Genomic DNA, 14,522 nt, shown 5'->3' on the forward strand with positions numbered 1-14,522 from the left:
TGTTGGTCCAACGAGGAGTTTAAAGTTATTTGGAGGAGTTGGCAAGTGGCGTATTTAATTTATGTATGCCCTACGGGCCATACATAAATTAAATGCCAATCCCTACATTATTAGTTTGCCATAAACAGTCCTAAATATTGACGTAGATCCAACGTTTTGCTTCTTACTTGATTTAAACTTAGTATTTGTTAAAATCAATTGCTTTTTCTAATCGCTTTTTCTACAAGTGCCTGAAAGCCATAGATTATAATGGCTAAGGATACATTAATAATATACCAACCAGTATTTGTCATCTTTTTAAATTTGACAATGCCAAACTTGTTTCCAATATAAGGCATAGGATAGGCGTTAATTAAATCCAATACCATATTTGTGATTAAGTACTTGCGGAAATTCCCATATGTTAATTTAAATATCCATAGTGTTGCGACAAAATAAGGACCTAAAATATATGTAAAATCGATTGGCCCTGGAGATATAGGATTATTCGTTTTCCACCATTTCTTCTTGTTACAGATGAGGCTAAATACGCTTAAAAATAAATTGATAAAACTTGCAACAGGCAAAAACCTTAAAAAATTTCTTTTCCCCATAAAAGGAACAGTTAGCCAAGGCAAAATTAATGTGGCGAGCGAAAATGCAATTTTCTTATTAAACTTAACCATTAAACTCAGGCTCCTCCTAAAAATGAATTTCTTTAAACGAAACTCGTTAAATCCGTATTCTTTTTATATTCCACATTAGCGAATCCACTCCTGTTGAGAAATGAGCGAGTGGTTTTATTTCAGAAAGATCAAATTGATAAGATGTAAAAAGGGTATTCTTATCTACTTCTATCTCTGCTTTTTGTAATGGCCAAGGTCGGTGGTGTATTTCACCGCAATAAATGTTGACTCCGTTATTCGAACTATATAAACAATAGCGCTCAGTGAACCAGTGATCTAGCGTCCCTTCCTTTGGATAATAAACTTCTGATATAGGACCATATTGGCCTTTAAATGATACAGGAGTATTACCATTTTCTTTACGAATGCTATGGCAATAAAAGGTTTGACCTTGCTTCCCAAAAGAAATTTTCGCCGAATGATAGGGTAAATGATACCAGTTCTTAGCTATCTTTAAGGACGCCCAGTTCTCAACATCAATAGACATAAAATAGATACCGGGTTTTTCGTTGTATTTGACATATGTCCTTACATTAATTTCTGGAAATTTAGGGGTAAGGGAAAATTTTGATATTCCAAGTGGATAAATTCCCTCTATCACAAATAAAATGAGGCCTAACCATGCGGATCCATGAAAGGTGTCAATTTGTAATGAAGAAGGAATATGTGGACGTAGTTTTTCCAGTGGAACAGGCCAATGCAAAAACAATAGATTTCTCCATGATTGTCGCATAATCCACTTTTTTGAAGGTAATGGAAAAGGCCGATGATTGCTATCAATTAATAAGTCCATTAAATGACCTCCTTCTTACAAGAAAATGACTCCAAAAGTTAGAGAAATTTTAAGTTTAGAGTAAAAGTGATCAACTAAAATTTAAAGATCTTTTGTAGTCTTTCCGTAAAGAACAGTTTAATACCTTCTCTTTTTCCACAATGTAGGCTATTTAAATGATAACTATTTCTCCTCTTTGGGCAATAATGGGAAAATGACCGCTTAATTTATACCATATGGGAGAAGTGATTATGCCGAACTTTTTATATTATGTGTCTTTTGTGCTGTTATCCATATTATTTGTCCTTATTTTATTCATACTTATTGGCTGGCGTTGGATCATGAAACGAGTGGTTAAACAAATGGGAAAAATCATTCTAACCGACAGTTATCAAGAAAATATAATAGAGTTACTACCGGGACTACGACATATGGGGATTCAAAATATATTGGAAAATAGTCTACGTGCAGAAACAGGCGATGTTCTCCATCGTCCGCTTGGTTCTTCAAAAAAGTGGCCGAATTTAGATCCGATTACATTTATCCCTGCTCAAACGTCTCCATTTCCCATAGATGGGGAGGAAGAAGTAGATGTTGCCGTTACCATTGGGCCAAAAGCAAAAAAGCCGATGAAAATAAAAATTCCGCTTATTATTAGTGGCATGGCCTATGGTGTCGCACTAAGTGAGGAAGTGAGACTTTCTTTGGCAGGGGCCGCTAAAAATGTAGGAACGGCCATTAACTCTGGTGAAGGCGGAGTCTTGCCGGAGGAATTAGATACTGCTGGAAAGTATATTTTACAGTTTTCTAAAACAGAATGGTCAAAGGAAGAGGATCTTATTAAACGAGCTGATATGGTTGAGGTTAAATTAGGACAGGGTGCCTTATTGGGAACGGGAGGAAAAATTTCACCTGAAAATTTAACAGGTCGTGCCCGTAATATAATGGGATTAAAGGAAGATGAGGATGCTGTCATTTATGATAATTTTTATGAAGATCAAACACTAGATGATTTGAAAGAACTTGTTGATGAGCTTCGAAACTTAACAGGGGGCGTTCCAATTGGAGCAAAAATTGGTGCAGGTGGAAAAATTGAAGAAGATATTGATCATTTAATTTACATTGGGGTTGATTATATTGCAATTGACGGGGGACAAGCAGCAACCCATGGTGCCCCGCCAATTTTATCTGATGATTTTGGAATTCCGACATTACATGCGGTGTTCCGGGCAGCCAATCATCTGAAGAAAAGAAAAAGAAAGGAACAAATTAGTTTAATTGTATCAGGAGGATTATTTGTACCAGGGCATTTTCTAAAAATACTTGCACTAGGTGCGGATGCTGTCTATATAGGTTCAACCATTTTATTTACAGTTGCACATTCTCAATCTCTGAAGGCCTTACCTTTTGAACCGCCTACACAAGTTGTTTGGAATGAAGGGAAATTCAAGAATCAATTTAAGATCGACGAAGGCACGCAATCAGCAGAAAAATTCTTAACAGCCAGTATTGAAGAAATGAAAATGGCATTAAGAGCGATGGGGAAACGCTCTTTAAAAGAGCTCTCAAAAAAAGATTTAGTATCTTACGACGAGTTAACGGCTAAGATGCTTCATATTCCATTTTCATTTGAAGCTTGGGAAGACACAAAGTAAAACGTTCATCAGTGGGGTTTCCTTTTGAACAAAATATGGAAAATGATATGAGGCATCTATATTTTTAAAAAGGGACACTGCAAAAATAACATATTAATACTTTTCTCTAAAAAACCTTATAATGATCGATTATCAATACAGTTCGACCAAAATGCAATACACGTTTTTGATATTAAAGATATTGGAACAAATTAGACGGGAGTAACAATCCTATTTTGTGCACCCAGACAAAACGCTGCTGATTCTTTATGTGCGTAATTAGCCATTATTGGCTAATCCTTGAGCTGAAAAAAGAGTAATCCGTAGAATAATTGAAATGATTCACCTAAAATTTGAATTAGATTTAATTGATTAGAAGGTGATGCCATTGAGCAGAGAAGCTATTTTAGATTATGCAAAAAGAAAATATGATACAGATCCTGATTATCCTTGGGGTAAATTATCCGACTATGCTGTGCTTAGACATAAGAAAAATAACAAATGGTATGGGTTAGTTATGAATGTGGACAGAAATAAATTGGGTATTGAAGGGGAGGGAGAGACAGGCATACTAAATGTTAAATGTGACCCGGAATTAGCTAGCATCTTAAGAAAAGAGAATGCAATATTACCCGCTTATCATATGAATAAAGAACACTGGATTAGCATCGTATTGGATGGTTCTGTTTCAGATGAAGAAATTTTTCACCTTTTAGATTTGAGCTACGATTTAACGCAGTGATGAGGCTTATTAGAGCAGTAGACAATTGTTGTTTACTGCTTTTTTGCGTACTATACGTAACAAAACTTTATTCTAATTACTATTTTGTATAAGTAGGCTGGGACATAATTAAAACGTTAAGCTCCAAAATGCATTACCTCAGTGGAGGAAATACACGTAGATTCCTATGGGAAACAAGAGTTCGACAAGATCCCGGAAAGCGAAGCTGGGCTGCCACTTGCACGCGGAAAAGCGAAGTATATTTCCGAAGCGGGGGATATGCATCCTAGGAATTCGGTTTTTTCTTTGGTGAAAATACCTTTGCCCCAGCCTCAACTTTTACATAATAATTCCCTGTACAACAAGTCCAAGCACTAATCCCAGAAAAATAGAGGACAGTGTACCTAATAAGAAATACTCCGCCCAGTTGCGATCATCCAACTGTTTGAATCGTGCAATTGACTTGGCTGCGATAATAAAAGCAATAGATGGATAGGCGCCAATTACCGTTAATATAATAACAAGCAATCTTTCTATATAGCCGATCAATTTTCCGCGCGAACGAAGCGGGGTGGAGTAGGTAAAATAATGATATTTCTCTGTAAAACTGCTTTCTGTTCTTGGTTGATTTTTTTCTTGTCTAGCCTTGATCTGATTGTTCAATGTCAGTTCGCCTTCAAAGTTTGCAAGCTCGGAGGGCAAGGAACCGATGATATATTTTACAATATGGCCGCTGACACTTGTCGCCAAAATGTAAATGATGATCAGAAGTAATACTGTGTTGACCACACTTAAACTACTTGTCCCATATAAGTCTAACAAACTCGCTGTCATTTCTGTCACTTTCATAGAAAAGAAGAGAATACAGGTTATCAGTATCATAATGACATGTAATACTTGATCTAATAGAAAGTATCCGAGCCTTTTCATATTATCCGTTGTACTATTTGGAATGGAGTCTACTAATTTTATTTTCGATAAATCAATCAAAAGGTGTGTGATCATAATAAAAGCTAAAGGCAGAATAAAGTAGGAGATTATATGTTGAAATTCATATTGATACCCCCATATAATCGCAAGTGCGATTCCCGTTGTTAGTAGATGGTGAAATAAGTGTTTTTTCAGATGTTTTATTTTATTTTTCACCATCTGGTCTGATTGCAGCCAAAAGTCAGCGATTAAATGCGCGAGAAGTAGCAATAGTACAGTCATGGTAATTTCCTTTCTTTAGGAAAATAATCGGTTAGATGATTCCTGACATGTTGTTTAATGTTTGTTTGCAGCTTATCTGTTAGATTGTGCTTATTTTGCGCTCCTAATGAATCCAGCACCTTTACAATGTCATAAAAAGCATGTAAGATGACTTGCGTTTTACCCTGTTTCATATGATGGGATATCGTAGCTGTTGTTCTTTCGAGATATTGGCTTACTTTATTTTGTTGGCCGAGCATGACATATAAAGAACAGACGAGGGATTGTATTTCAGTTTGCCCGTTTATTTGTTCCTGCTTGAGGGTTAAAATCGTATTGATTAATATTTCGAACTGTTTGCTAAAAACGGTGAAACCTTGTTTCTCTGATAAATGAGGTAATGCAAAGCGAAACAGCATCCTGTTTTGTTGTTTTTTCAGGTAATCATTGGCGTTCCTTGCTTGTTTCATTAATGGGTGAATCCAAGTTTCTATGTTTATTTCACTTACATCCTCTTGGATATCGCCGAATGATAATCCGAAATAAGGTTTATGATTGGTGAATTTCCAAATCCGGCTTATATAAAAGGCAAGTGTATATGCCCCTGCATAGCCGCTGGTTATAACCACTAATTCATCGCCGGCGCGGTGACTAACCTTTGTCACAGCTGTATTTTGTGTCCACTCAGTAATATCACTTTTTAATTGCTCCAGATATTCACTTAATTCATTCCCGCTATTCCCTTTAGACGAATTACTTATATCCATGATGAAGACAGAGACTTCATTGGTCATGAATAAACAGCTCCTTCTTTATCCCAATATAGAGAAGTTTGATTATATAATCGAATATAGCATAAGTTAGATGAAATAATCAAATTTTATGGAAGTTAGATGATTAGTAAAAGAATAGGTGAGGTCTATTTGACGCTTACATTTCTTCTTCCATATATTGGCATCGACATTTCATCGTGTTGATCTTGACTAACAGAATATACGTTCTTATAATAAAGATACAAACATATATTCTTATCAGGAGTGAGACGATGAAGAATATTATTATGATGGATTATTCTAATGAGCCAAGACGAGATATTATGTGCATAGATGTCAAATCTTTTTTTGCAAGCGTAGAAGCTGCCGCACGCAATCAGCATCCTTTAAAATCTCGGATTGCGGTTGTATCTAAACCGGATAACCAAGGCGGTTTGGTTTTGGCCTCATCCCCTTTGGTAAAGAAGGAGTATGGAGTTAAAACAGGAACAAGAATATACGAGATCCCGCGCGGAGCAAATATAGAAATTGTGGAACCTCGTATGGCATTGTATGTAGAAAAAAACCTAGAAATATTAAGTATTTTTAAGCGTTATGTAACGGAAGATGATGTACTTGTTTATTCTATTGATGAATCGTTTATTGATGTGACTAAATCGCATAAACTTTTCGGCAGCACACATGATATAGCAAAGAAAATCCAACGTGCTGTATGGATAGAATTAGGCTTAGTACTGACTGTAGGAATAGGCGATAATCCGCTGTTAGCAAAATTAGCGCTCGATCATCAGGCGAAACACGACGAACAAAATGGTTTTATTGGTGAGTGGCGTTATGAAGATGTGCCACGTACCGTATGGAAAATAGCACCATTAAATGATTTCTGGGGAATCGGACAGAAAACAGAAGCAAGTCTTAATCGGCTAGGTATTAGAAGTATCTATGATTTGTCTCAGTATGATATTCATGTATTAAAGGCAAGGTTTGGCGTGATTGGAGAACAGCTCTTTTTTCACGCTCACGGGGTTGACCGAACATCACTATCGGATGCATACAAACCTAACAGTACGTCATTCAGCAAAAACCAGATACTAAACAGAGATTATGTAGTGAAACATGACATTGAGATTGTTATTCGAGAAATGACAGATGAGAATGTAGCAAGGCTAAGGAAGCACCATCTAGTGACCGGTGTTGTCAAATTGGCCATTGGCTATTCGAAAACGATAGCGCAAAGCGGATTTAATCATCAGATGAAGATTGATGCAACCGATTCGTCAAAAAAATTAAAGAAGTATATGCTGATGATTTTTCATAAATATTATCAAGAAAATGTGCCGGTAAGAGTGGTTAATATCACCTTTGGAAAACTGCAACCAAAGCAATCATTGCAGTTGGATTTCTTTGAACCAGCAGAAGAAACGATAGGAAATGAAGAGCTGGGTAGGGCGATTGATTTTGTGAAAAGAAAACATGGGTACACGTCACTGCTACACACTTCCAGCTTACTTGAAGGCGGAATGGCTATATATCGTGCGAAACTGCTTGGTGGTCATCGATCTGGAAAGGAGGAGTGAAAATGGAGCAAATATCGATCACACGCATCACACCGGAACAGTTTGGATATAAAGATAGGGGAATTGTTAAATGGTTAGGGATGATGCTAAGCGACCATTCAGAAGCACTCAAAAAAGAGGAAGTGAATAACCAGCTACTAGAGGTTAAGACGAAAAAAGAAATGACAGAAGAAGAAATAGCCCAAGTGTTGTATCAAGCTTTTATAACAGATTCACCGGTTTTGATTCAGGCAAATGTGATGAGAGATGGGAATTATTATAAAGACTTAAAGTGTAAAATAGCCGGCTATGTTGAAAATCAAATACATTTATACTTAAAGGATGGGCGAGTTACAAGTTGCACACTTGAGCAAATAAGAAATGTGGAAATGATGGATTCGATGGATTGGTATGATAAAAGGAAATAAGAAACTTTCCAAGAGCAGACTGCTGCTCTTTTTGTAATTAAGGCACTTCGTATTTAGCGATAAAAGTTTTATCACTCAACAGCACTCAAAATTTAAAATTAGAAGTCCTAGCTATTCTGATACATTGCCAAAACTTCTTCTAACTCATTGGTTACTTGCTGTATTAGAGATGGTGGGGAGACTACTTTAATATGTTTACCCATTCTACTTAGTAAAGAGGAGATAAAATTCAAATCCTTTTCATTTACATAAGTTTCAAAGAGAAACTTATTATCGCCTATGGGAGAAGTCGTTATGCTATCCCACAGATGATTTTTTAACATATTGAGACCTCTCTCTTGGCAGTGAATTTCTATTTTGATTTTATTATTGGTATGAAACATATACTTCTGAAAGTTATCCATCGTTATCTTCGGTATTTCTTTCAGTTCAGTTATTTCTTTAAGTTCATTAATTTTTTCTGCATTTAGAATCTTGGTATAGTTCATTGATTCATTTGCAATAACCATATACCAAAGGCCATTTTTAAAAAGAAAGCCGATGATACAATAAAGCCCGTTCATTTTTGTGTCAGCATAAATAATATGCAACCATTTCTTTTTAGCCATAACTTTAATAAAAGGAGTTACATCAAAGTCGCTCTTATTTACATGGATATGATGGTACTTCACTTTATTTTTAAAGAAATCAATGCTATTCCTTTGTTCAGTAGTAGAATTGGTGTATATTTTATGAAAAATATCTTCATAGGTAGCGCTGAAGGGCAGAGAATTCATATTTGAAATGCTGGTTAAGGCAAATAACAAAGCGCTACTTTCCTCATTCGTTAAAGCGATTTTTGTTAAACTTCTTTCTCGGATGATTCGATAGCCGCCGTTTTTTCCGGTTTCACTATATATGGGGACACCTAGCATTTCCATTTCTTGAATATCTCGTAATGCCGTTCTTCTTGAAATATTAAATTCCTCCATCAAATCAAAGAGGTTGAAGACGGTCTTAGTATTGACAAAGTGAATCATATGATATAACCGCATTGATTTTTTCATACAAAATTCTCCTTAAGGTGCCGTAAACTGGCACCATTTAATTTTACACTTTAATTATAGCAAAATGATAGGAGGAGTTATAATGGAGTTTGAAGTATCGCCTTATTTTTTAATAACGACAGACGCAGAAAAAGCACGATTGTTTTATGAAGAGGTTTTTAAAGCAACAACAGTATATTTGCAAAGAGTGAAAGACAGACCAAAACAAGCAAAGATAGGTATTTCTGAAGATGAGTACAATCGAATCGACCAATCCGTACTACAATTTGGGGACATTAAAATCATGCTGGCTGATGATACAGAAGGTCTTCCTATTACAGAAGGGAATAATATTTCTATTTGTCTCACCTTTAATACAGTGGAAGAAACAAAAGCCGTCTATGACAGAATGATCGAAAAAGGCTCAAGTATATTAAAAGAATTCACAGACGATTTTTATACAAAAGGTTATGGATATGTAAAGGATCCATTTGGGGTATGCTTCCATTTATTTACGAAAAGGGGAGCTTGAATTAATCTGCTTGGTTTGAACATTAAGTTATCCAAGTTTCACTTTATGGAAACTAGGTTTTCGTGATGAGTTGTTAGTAAAAAGCTTGAGCTACGTGTCCAATAAGTTTGATTTCCGAATAGATTTCGATTTTCGATTTTCACAGATAATATGGACGCAAAAAAGGAGACACTGCTTCTTGCAATGTCTCTTTTTTTGCAAATTCCACTTCAGCACCGCATAGGAACATTCATTCTATAATATTCGTTCTATAATATTCCTTCATATTTTCTGATATCAGCAGGCTTTCAACTGCTCTTTTTTTATTGATCCTGTATTTACTAATGGATCTGGTAGCTACACAGTTCCATAATTATATGGTTATTTTTTGTTGACACTCTGGATAGTGAATATCCACTAATAAAATTAATGAGGATAGATTTTATGAATCATACAAGTTTTTCATTTTCCTGATAATTAAATTGAAAAATATTCATCCAAGTTTACAAGCTAAAAAAATGGGTAGACAGGAACTATACATTGGAGAGGGAGGTGTTATTATCAAGTATATTTCTTCGATTATTCTTTCTTTGGTCGGATTCGTGCTCTTCGCGGGGGCAGCAGCTGCTGAGAAGCATTATGAAGTACAATCAGGAGATAATGTATATCGTATCGCACAAAACTATCAAGTAGATGTAAATGCTATCATTGCGGCAAATCCATCTATATCGGATCCTACATATATTAAACCAGGACAAACAATAAAAATACCAGATGAAATAGGGACTCCTTTTACAGTTACAGCTTATACGGCTGGACCTGAATCAACTGGAAAAGAACCTGGTGATCCTGCCTACGGTATAACAGCATCTGGTAAAGTGGTAGAGGAAGGAAGGACAATTGCCTGCCCACAATCTCTTCCTTTTGGCACGAAAATACATATCCCAAAGTTAGATGAAACTTATGTGTGTGAAGACCGGGGAAGTGCTATTACAAATGGACATTTGGATATTTATAAGGAAGACTTAGACGATGCACTGGAATTTGGAGTACAAGAACTTCAAGCTAAAGTGTGGACCTATTAACCTAAGAACTTGATTACAGATTTATCACAGTGTAACTGGTTGTAAGACTCCCACTTCAAGAATAGAGAAAATTCTAAGTGGGAGACGGGCAGCCAGTAAAGGCCCGAATGTGTATGCTAAACCAATTCATATTGGCGATAAAGTATAGCTGGGTGGAAATGTTTCTGTTTTACAGGGAGGTTTCCATAGGAGAAAATCCTATTGGTGCAGGTAGTGTAGTAACAAAAGATATTCCGCCTAACGTTTATCGCTGCTGGAAATCCATGTAAAGTTATTCGCCCTATAAGAGAAAAAGATAGAAATCAAACTAAAAAAGGTGAATGAGCAGGAGAACAGAGAAAAGTATACTCTTTTTTAAAAATAAAATAATTAGAACTGTAGGCGATCTTTAAGGACCTTTTCCACTAAAAGTCGCTTTTTTTGTGTCTAAATTTGTGCAGTTACACCGTGGCGATATAAGCAAAGTAAAGGACAAGGTGTCGCGGAAAATCAATGTACAATCATCTGTTAGTAGCTAATAATTGATATTGCCTGAGGAAGTGTATTCATAGGATAAAGTGCTTTTTTGAAAAAGACCGCCATCCTATTTTTATCCTATTAAAATTGGAACTAAAGTAGTTTGGTGGGGAGAAAGCTCCTACTGTTGTCATTATGTAAGAATATTCAAGTAGCTATAGAGCGGATGAAATCCAGCATAATAAAAAAGTAAAGAATTAGATAATTTTCACTTGTAATCGCAAACATTCGTTTCTATAATAGGTATATAGAGTCATTTTTATATGTCATTCTATAGGCGAAAACAATGCAGAGAAATCCAGGTATTACAGACGAAATGATTATTCAAATGTATAAAAAATGAGATTACTATGAATAAAATGAGTTTTTAAAATGGTGCCTAGTACAATAGTAAAATAGTATAGTCGGAATGAAAGGGAAATTACTTCACTTTGGAGGGGGCATGCTAAAATGCGTGTAGCTGCTATTTACGATATTCATGCGAATTATTCGGCATTAGAAGCAGTTTTACAAGCGATTAAAAAGGCTAATGTTGACCAGGTTATAGTAGGTGGCGATTTAGCTTGGGGGCCCGAACCACGTCAAGTTATGGATCTTTTAATGGATTATAAAAATGATTTTATTTTTATTAGGGGGAACGTTGATCGTGTAGTTTCTTACCGTTACGGGAAGGAAAAAGGATTAGATGACTTCACAGCTAAATTAAATCAATGGTGTTCGGAGCAATTAACAGAAGAGCAATTAAGATTCCTAAAGCGTTTACCCGAAAAAACGATTTTGAATATTGATGGTTTAGGTGAAGTTTTATTCGTACATGGATCACCTCGCAGCGACGAAGAGGCAATTCGAATAAATACTACTGAAAAAGAAATTCGACCGATGATTGAAAGTGTATCACAAAATATTATTGTTTGTGGTCATACTCACATCCAGTTTGATCGCATTGTTGATGATAAACGTATTATAAATCCTGGAAGTGTTGGCTTACAGAGTCGAGCTAATGGAGCTTGTTGGGCTATTTTAGGCCCCGATATCGAATTAAAAGTCACACCATATGATACAAAAGAGGCTTCCGTAAGAATTCTCAAGTCTAATACTCCTTACAAAGAGGATTTCGCTGATCATTACTTAAACCCGCCTTATGAGGGACCTTGACCAAAGTGATATCCCAGTAGGAATTTTATGTAAAGAGGTGTTCGTTGTAAAAAGGACCTATTTCATTCAATAGTTAAATGCAAACTGAATTTATAGAAGTATTTGAAATGAAAGAAGGGGAAAATAAAAGTGTATAAACAAACATTGTGCTTTATTCGAAGGATGAATTACTCATGATGGAAGATGATGAAACAGCTATTGACATTAAAAAATGGGAGGTGAAAGGGGAAGGTATTGTGCCGTAAATATTCGGGTTATAATAGACTCGTTTTAAAATATGTAAATGTTTTTATATACACTTGCAAAAACGAACGTTAGTTTCTATAATATAATATATAGAACATTTTAATCATACTACCGGCTAAGCATGTATACTTTCTGAAGGGGATTGAGACGATGCCCAGAAATCCAGGTATTACGGATGAAATGATTATTAGTATGTACAAGAGTGGAATGCCTTTTAAAGAAATGCAACCGATCATCGGACTTTCTGATCGGGCAATTCGAAATGTGCTCTATAAACATGGAGTAAAGATGAATCGGGAGCAATCTTCGGGGCGTCCTAGGATCCATAAAATAAATGAAAATTTCTTTAAGGTATGGTCCCATGAAATGGCATGGGTCTTAGGTTTGTTTATTACTGATGGCCATATTAACGAGCAGACTCATAGCGTATCTTTATCCCAAAAAGATGAAAAGATTCTTAAAGTTGTAGCAAATTATATGGGGGCAGACTATATATTAGCTCCTTTTGGTAAAACTATGACAACTCCAACCTTAATCATCAATTCCAAAGAAATAAAAAAAGACCTTGAAGTATTGGGAATAAAATCAAGAAAATCCTTAAATGTGCCTTTTCCAGTTGTACCCGAGCAATATTTACCCTCTTTTATAAGAGGGGTGATTGATGGGGATGGTTGGGTTCAAAAAAGTGGATATGTCATGAATGTGACAACAGCGAGTATCCGTTTTGCAGAAGGGCTATTATCAGTTTTTCACTCATGGGCATTGCACTCAACCATTACAAGTACAACAACTAATACTGGAAATATAATATATCGCGTCTGGGTAAAAGGAAAATACGTTCTCCCAAAGCTTGCAAAAATTATTTATAGGAATGCCGCAACTGATAATTTTATTCCCCATAAGAGGGATTATATGATGCAGCGAATCAATGAATTACCAGACAAATAAAATAATATGTTAGGAGTGTTTTAAATGTGGAAATTAGTAAACGGAGAATTAATTCATACTACTGATGTATCTAGGGTAAAATTCAGAACAAACATTAGCAAAAAAGTTTTAGATCAATTAAAACATATAGCTTTGGAAAATCACACCCATATAAATTATCTTATTGAAAATGGATTAGAAAACCTTTTATCTGAAGGAACGATTATTTTTGATAAAAAAACTAGACCTAAAGATAGGGTTCAATATAAAACAACTTATAATAAAGATTTATTAGAAAATGTTAAAAAGTTTGCTAAAAATCATGAACTTTTTATAAACGATGTTATCGAAAGTAGTGTTAAATATATTGATCTTAGTAACGTAAAAAGCAGCGATTATAAACATAGGGTGGAGTGATCTCCATTTCAATAGAACGCCCCGAACATAATATATATTATCGGAAGTTGGTTTTTGTTAAATAACTAAATCTCATATCAAAAGTATACTACTATTAATGAGACAGAATGAAAAAATATTAGATAGTTTAGTTTTGCTCAAAAATAAAACCGGAACCTCAATTGTCCGGTCTAATTTAGATCAAGTTCAGCTTTTTCCTTTAACATATATTTTCGTGGCGTGCCAAAGTTTTCTATTTTTATTAGTTGTGAACGGTGATTGTATAATTCAATTAATATAGGCGCATCCATTAACCATGGCACATGTTGAAATAAATAATAATCTGATTTAATGATTAGTGTGAGCATTTTCGTAATTTTATCTTTCCATTTTCGCATATGCTCCCGATTTAACCCAGTTTCCTCAAAATAATTGATTTTTCCGGTAAGAACGTATTCTCCTAACTTAGGCTTCCATTCTAGGATGAATGATTTATTGTTCTTATCTGAACATTGATTAGAAGAAACACCAATTGTTAACACGCGATTAGCACCAATTGGCGGTTCCATTATATATTGTCGTCCATCCACAGGAGCGAAATTAGTTGCTGGAGGAACAATGATCACAGTAAGCTGCCCTACCTGTAGCTTTTCCATTTTCTAACTCCCCCTTATTTTTACGTATTGTCAAAACTTATATAGTAAAAAGTTAATAAAAATCTTGATTTGTAGGGCTTAAAATGCAAAAAACTTGCCACCCCCTAAAATCTGGAGATAATTGAGGTTACCACACACCCAACATCCCAGAATAGGAAGTGACAAGTTGTACCCTCAATTATTAACTTATTTACTCGAATTTATCAAGTTTCAAGACCAAATGATTCGTACTTTACAAACTCTTCTTATTGGTAAAAACATGTTT

15 protein-coding genes are annotated in these 14,522 nt (G+C 35.3%); 9 read left to right on the forward strand and 6 right to left on the reverse strand.

The window, feature by feature from the left end:
* Positions 1 to 194 precede the first annotated feature (194 nt).
* Both KI363_RS20585 and KI363_RS20590 read right to left on the reverse strand, forming a co-directional pair.
* Entirely contained in the window at positions 195 to 665 is a 471-nt protein-coding gene (locus KI363_RS20585; RefSeq protein WP_212967491.1) for a hypothetical protein, read from the reverse strand.
* A gap of 46 nt (positions 666 to 711) precedes the next feature.
* Positions 712 to 1,458, reverse strand: a complete 747-nt coding sequence (locus tag KI363_RS20590; RefSeq protein ID WP_158321809.1) for a YqjF family protein — start codon at positions 1,456 to 1,458, stop codon at positions 712 to 714.
* A gap of 230 nt (positions 1,459 to 1,688) precedes the next feature.
* On the opposite strand from KI363_RS20590, the gene KI363_RS20595 reads away from it, so the two are divergent.
* Entirely contained in the window at positions 1,689 to 3,092 is a 1,404-nt protein-coding gene (locus KI363_RS20595) for an FMN-binding glutamate synthase family protein (protein ID WP_158321808.1), read from the forward strand.
* Positions 3,093 to 3,453: 361 nt separating this feature from the next.
* Entirely contained in the window at positions 3,454 to 3,813 is a 360-nt protein-coding gene (locus KI363_RS20600) for an MmcQ/YjbR family DNA-binding protein (protein ID WP_158324434.1), read from the forward strand.
* Between the two features lie 318 nt (positions 3,814 to 4,131).
* On the opposite strand, the gene KI363_RS20605 is transcribed toward KI363_RS20600, so the two are convergent.
* Both KI363_RS20605 and KI363_RS20610 read right to left on the reverse strand, forming a co-directional pair.
* The gene (locus KI363_RS20605; RefSeq protein WP_212967492.1) at positions 4,132 to 5,004 is read right to left on the reverse strand and encodes a DUF3307 domain-containing protein; all 873 of its coding nucleotides are present in this window, start codon (positions 5,002 to 5,004) and stop codon (positions 4,132 to 4,134) included.
* Complete coding sequence (locus KI363_RS20610) at positions 5,001 to 5,777, reverse strand: hypothetical protein (protein ID WP_212967493.1); 777 nt, start codon at positions 5,775 to 5,777, stop codon at positions 5,001 to 5,003. The genes KI363_RS20605 and KI363_RS20610 overlap by 4 nt, the downstream gene beginning before the upstream one ends.
* 251 nt (positions 5,778 to 6,028) lie before the next feature.
* On the opposite strand from KI363_RS20610, the gene KI363_RS20615 reads away from it, so the two are divergent.
* The gene (locus KI363_RS20615; protein ID WP_246516971.1) at positions 6,029 to 7,333 is read left to right on the forward strand and encodes a Y-family DNA polymerase; all 1,305 of its coding nucleotides are present in this window, start codon (positions 6,029 to 6,031) and stop codon (positions 7,331 to 7,333) included.
* A 2-nt stretch (positions 7,334 to 7,335) separates the two neighbouring features.
* A complete protein-coding gene (locus KI363_RS20620; protein WP_212967494.1) occupies positions 7,336 to 7,740 on the forward strand; it encodes a hypothetical protein in 405 nt (134 codons plus the stop codon).
* Positions 7,741 to 7,847: 107 nt separating this feature from the next.
* On the opposite strand, the gene KI363_RS20625 is transcribed toward KI363_RS20620, so the two are convergent.
* Positions 7,848 to 8,786, reverse strand: coding sequence for a helix-turn-helix transcriptional regulator (locus tag KI363_RS20625; protein WP_212967495.1), 939 nt, complete (start codon positions 8,784 to 8,786; stop codon positions 7,848 to 7,850).
* A gap of 82 nt (positions 8,787 to 8,868) precedes the next feature.
* On the opposite strand from KI363_RS20625, the gene KI363_RS20630 reads away from it, so the two are divergent.
* The 5 genes from KI363_RS20630 (at position 8,869) to KI363_RS20650 (ending at position 13,622) form a co-directional block, all read left to right on the forward strand.
* Complete coding sequence (locus tag KI363_RS20630; RefSeq protein WP_158324437.1) at positions 8,869 to 9,297, forward strand: VOC family protein; 429 nt, start codon at positions 8,869 to 8,871, stop codon at positions 9,295 to 9,297.
* A 461-nt stretch (positions 9,298 to 9,758) separates the two neighbouring features.
* Positions 9,759 to 10,361 (forward strand): LysM peptidoglycan-binding domain-containing protein, encoded by a 603-nt coding sequence (locus tag KI363_RS20635; protein ID WP_246516972.1) that lies wholly within the window; start codon positions 9,759 to 9,761, stop codon positions 10,359 to 10,361.
* 966 nt (positions 10,362 to 11,327) lie between these two features.
* The gene (locus tag KI363_RS20640; RefSeq protein WP_212967496.1) at positions 11,328 to 12,032 is read left to right on the forward strand and encodes a metallophosphoesterase family protein; all 705 of its coding nucleotides are present in this window, start codon (positions 11,328 to 11,330) and stop codon (positions 12,030 to 12,032) included.
* Between the two features lie 396 nt (positions 12,033 to 12,428).
* Positions 12,429 to 13,226 (forward strand): LAGLIDADG family homing endonuclease, encoded by a 798-nt coding sequence (locus tag KI363_RS20645; RefSeq protein ID WP_212967497.1) that lies wholly within the window; start codon positions 12,429 to 12,431, stop codon positions 13,224 to 13,226.
* 24 nt (positions 13,227 to 13,250) lie between these two features.
* Positions 13,251 to 13,622: an rRNA methyltransferase gene (locus KI363_RS20650; RefSeq protein ID WP_212967498.1), complete on the forward strand. Its 372-nt coding sequence runs from the start codon at positions 13,251 to 13,253 to the stop codon at positions 13,620 to 13,622.
* A 170-nt stretch (positions 13,623 to 13,792) separates the two neighbouring features.
* Here the strand turns inward: KI363_RS20650 and KI363_RS20655 are convergent, their stop codons facing one another.
* On the reverse strand, positions 13,793 to 14,257 hold the full coding sequence (locus tag KI363_RS20655; RefSeq protein ID WP_212967499.1) for a staygreen family protein: 465 nt from the start codon (positions 14,255 to 14,257) through the stop codon (positions 13,793 to 13,795).
* Between the last annotated feature and the right edge of the window lie 265 nt (positions 14,258 to 14,522).

It is taken from the genome of Lederbergia ruris, assembly GCF_018332955.1.
GTDB lineage: Bacteria > Bacillota > Bacilli > Bacillales > Bacillaceae_C > Lederbergia > Lederbergia ruris.

Bases quoted from the DNA above. Each gene is read 5' to 3' on its own strand.
- KI363_RS20640 (WP_212967496.1), top strand. From the start codon at position 11,328: ATGCGTGTAGCTGCTATTTACGATATTCATGCGAATTATTCGGCATTA.
- KI363_RS20610 (WP_212967493.1), bottom strand. From the start codon at position 5,777: ATGACCAATGAAGTCTCTGTCTTCATCATGGATATAAGTAATTCGTCT.
- KI363_RS20590 (WP_158321809.1), bottom strand. From the start codon at position 1,458: ATGGACTTATTAATTGATAGCAATCATCGGCCTTTTCCATTACCTTCA.
- KI363_RS20600 (WP_158324434.1), top strand. From the start codon at position 3,454: ATGCCATTGAGCAGAGAAGCTATTTTAGATTATGCAAAAAGAAAATAT.
- KI363_RS20630 (WP_158324437.1), top strand. From the start codon at position 8,869: ATGGAGTTTGAAGTATCGCCTTATTTTTTAATAACGACAGACGCAGAA.
- KI363_RS20605 (WP_212967492.1), bottom strand. From the start codon at position 5,004: ATGACTGTACTATTGCTACTTCTCGCGCATTTAATCGCTGACTTTTGG.
- KI363_RS20645 (WP_212967497.1), top strand. From the start codon at position 12,429: ATGCCCAGAAATCCAGGTATTACGGATGAAATGATTATTAGTATGTAC.
- KI363_RS20625 (WP_212967495.1), bottom strand. From the start codon at position 8,786: ATGAAAAAATCAATGCGGTTATATCATATGATTCACTTTGTCAATACT.
- KI363_RS20655 (WP_212967499.1), bottom strand. From the start codon at position 14,257: ATGGAAAAGCTACAGGTAGGGCAGCTTACTGTGATCATTGTTCCTCCA.
- KI363_RS20585 (WP_212967491.1), bottom strand. From the start codon at position 665: ATGGTTAAGTTTAATAAGAAAATTGCATTTTCGCTCGCCACATTAATT.
- KI363_RS20620 (WP_212967494.1), top strand. From the start codon at position 7,336: ATGGAGCAAATATCGATCACACGCATCACACCGGAACAGTTTGGATAT.
- KI363_RS20595 (WP_158321808.1), top strand. From the start codon at position 1,689: ATGCCGAACTTTTTATATTATGTGTCTTTTGTGCTGTTATCCATATTA.
- KI363_RS20615 (WP_246516971.1), top strand. From the start codon at position 6,029: ATGAAGAATATTATTATGATGGATTATTCTAATGAGCCAAGACGAGAT.
- KI363_RS20650 (WP_212967498.1), top strand. From the start codon at position 13,251: ATGTGGAAATTAGTAAACGGAGAATTAATTCATACTACTGATGTATCT.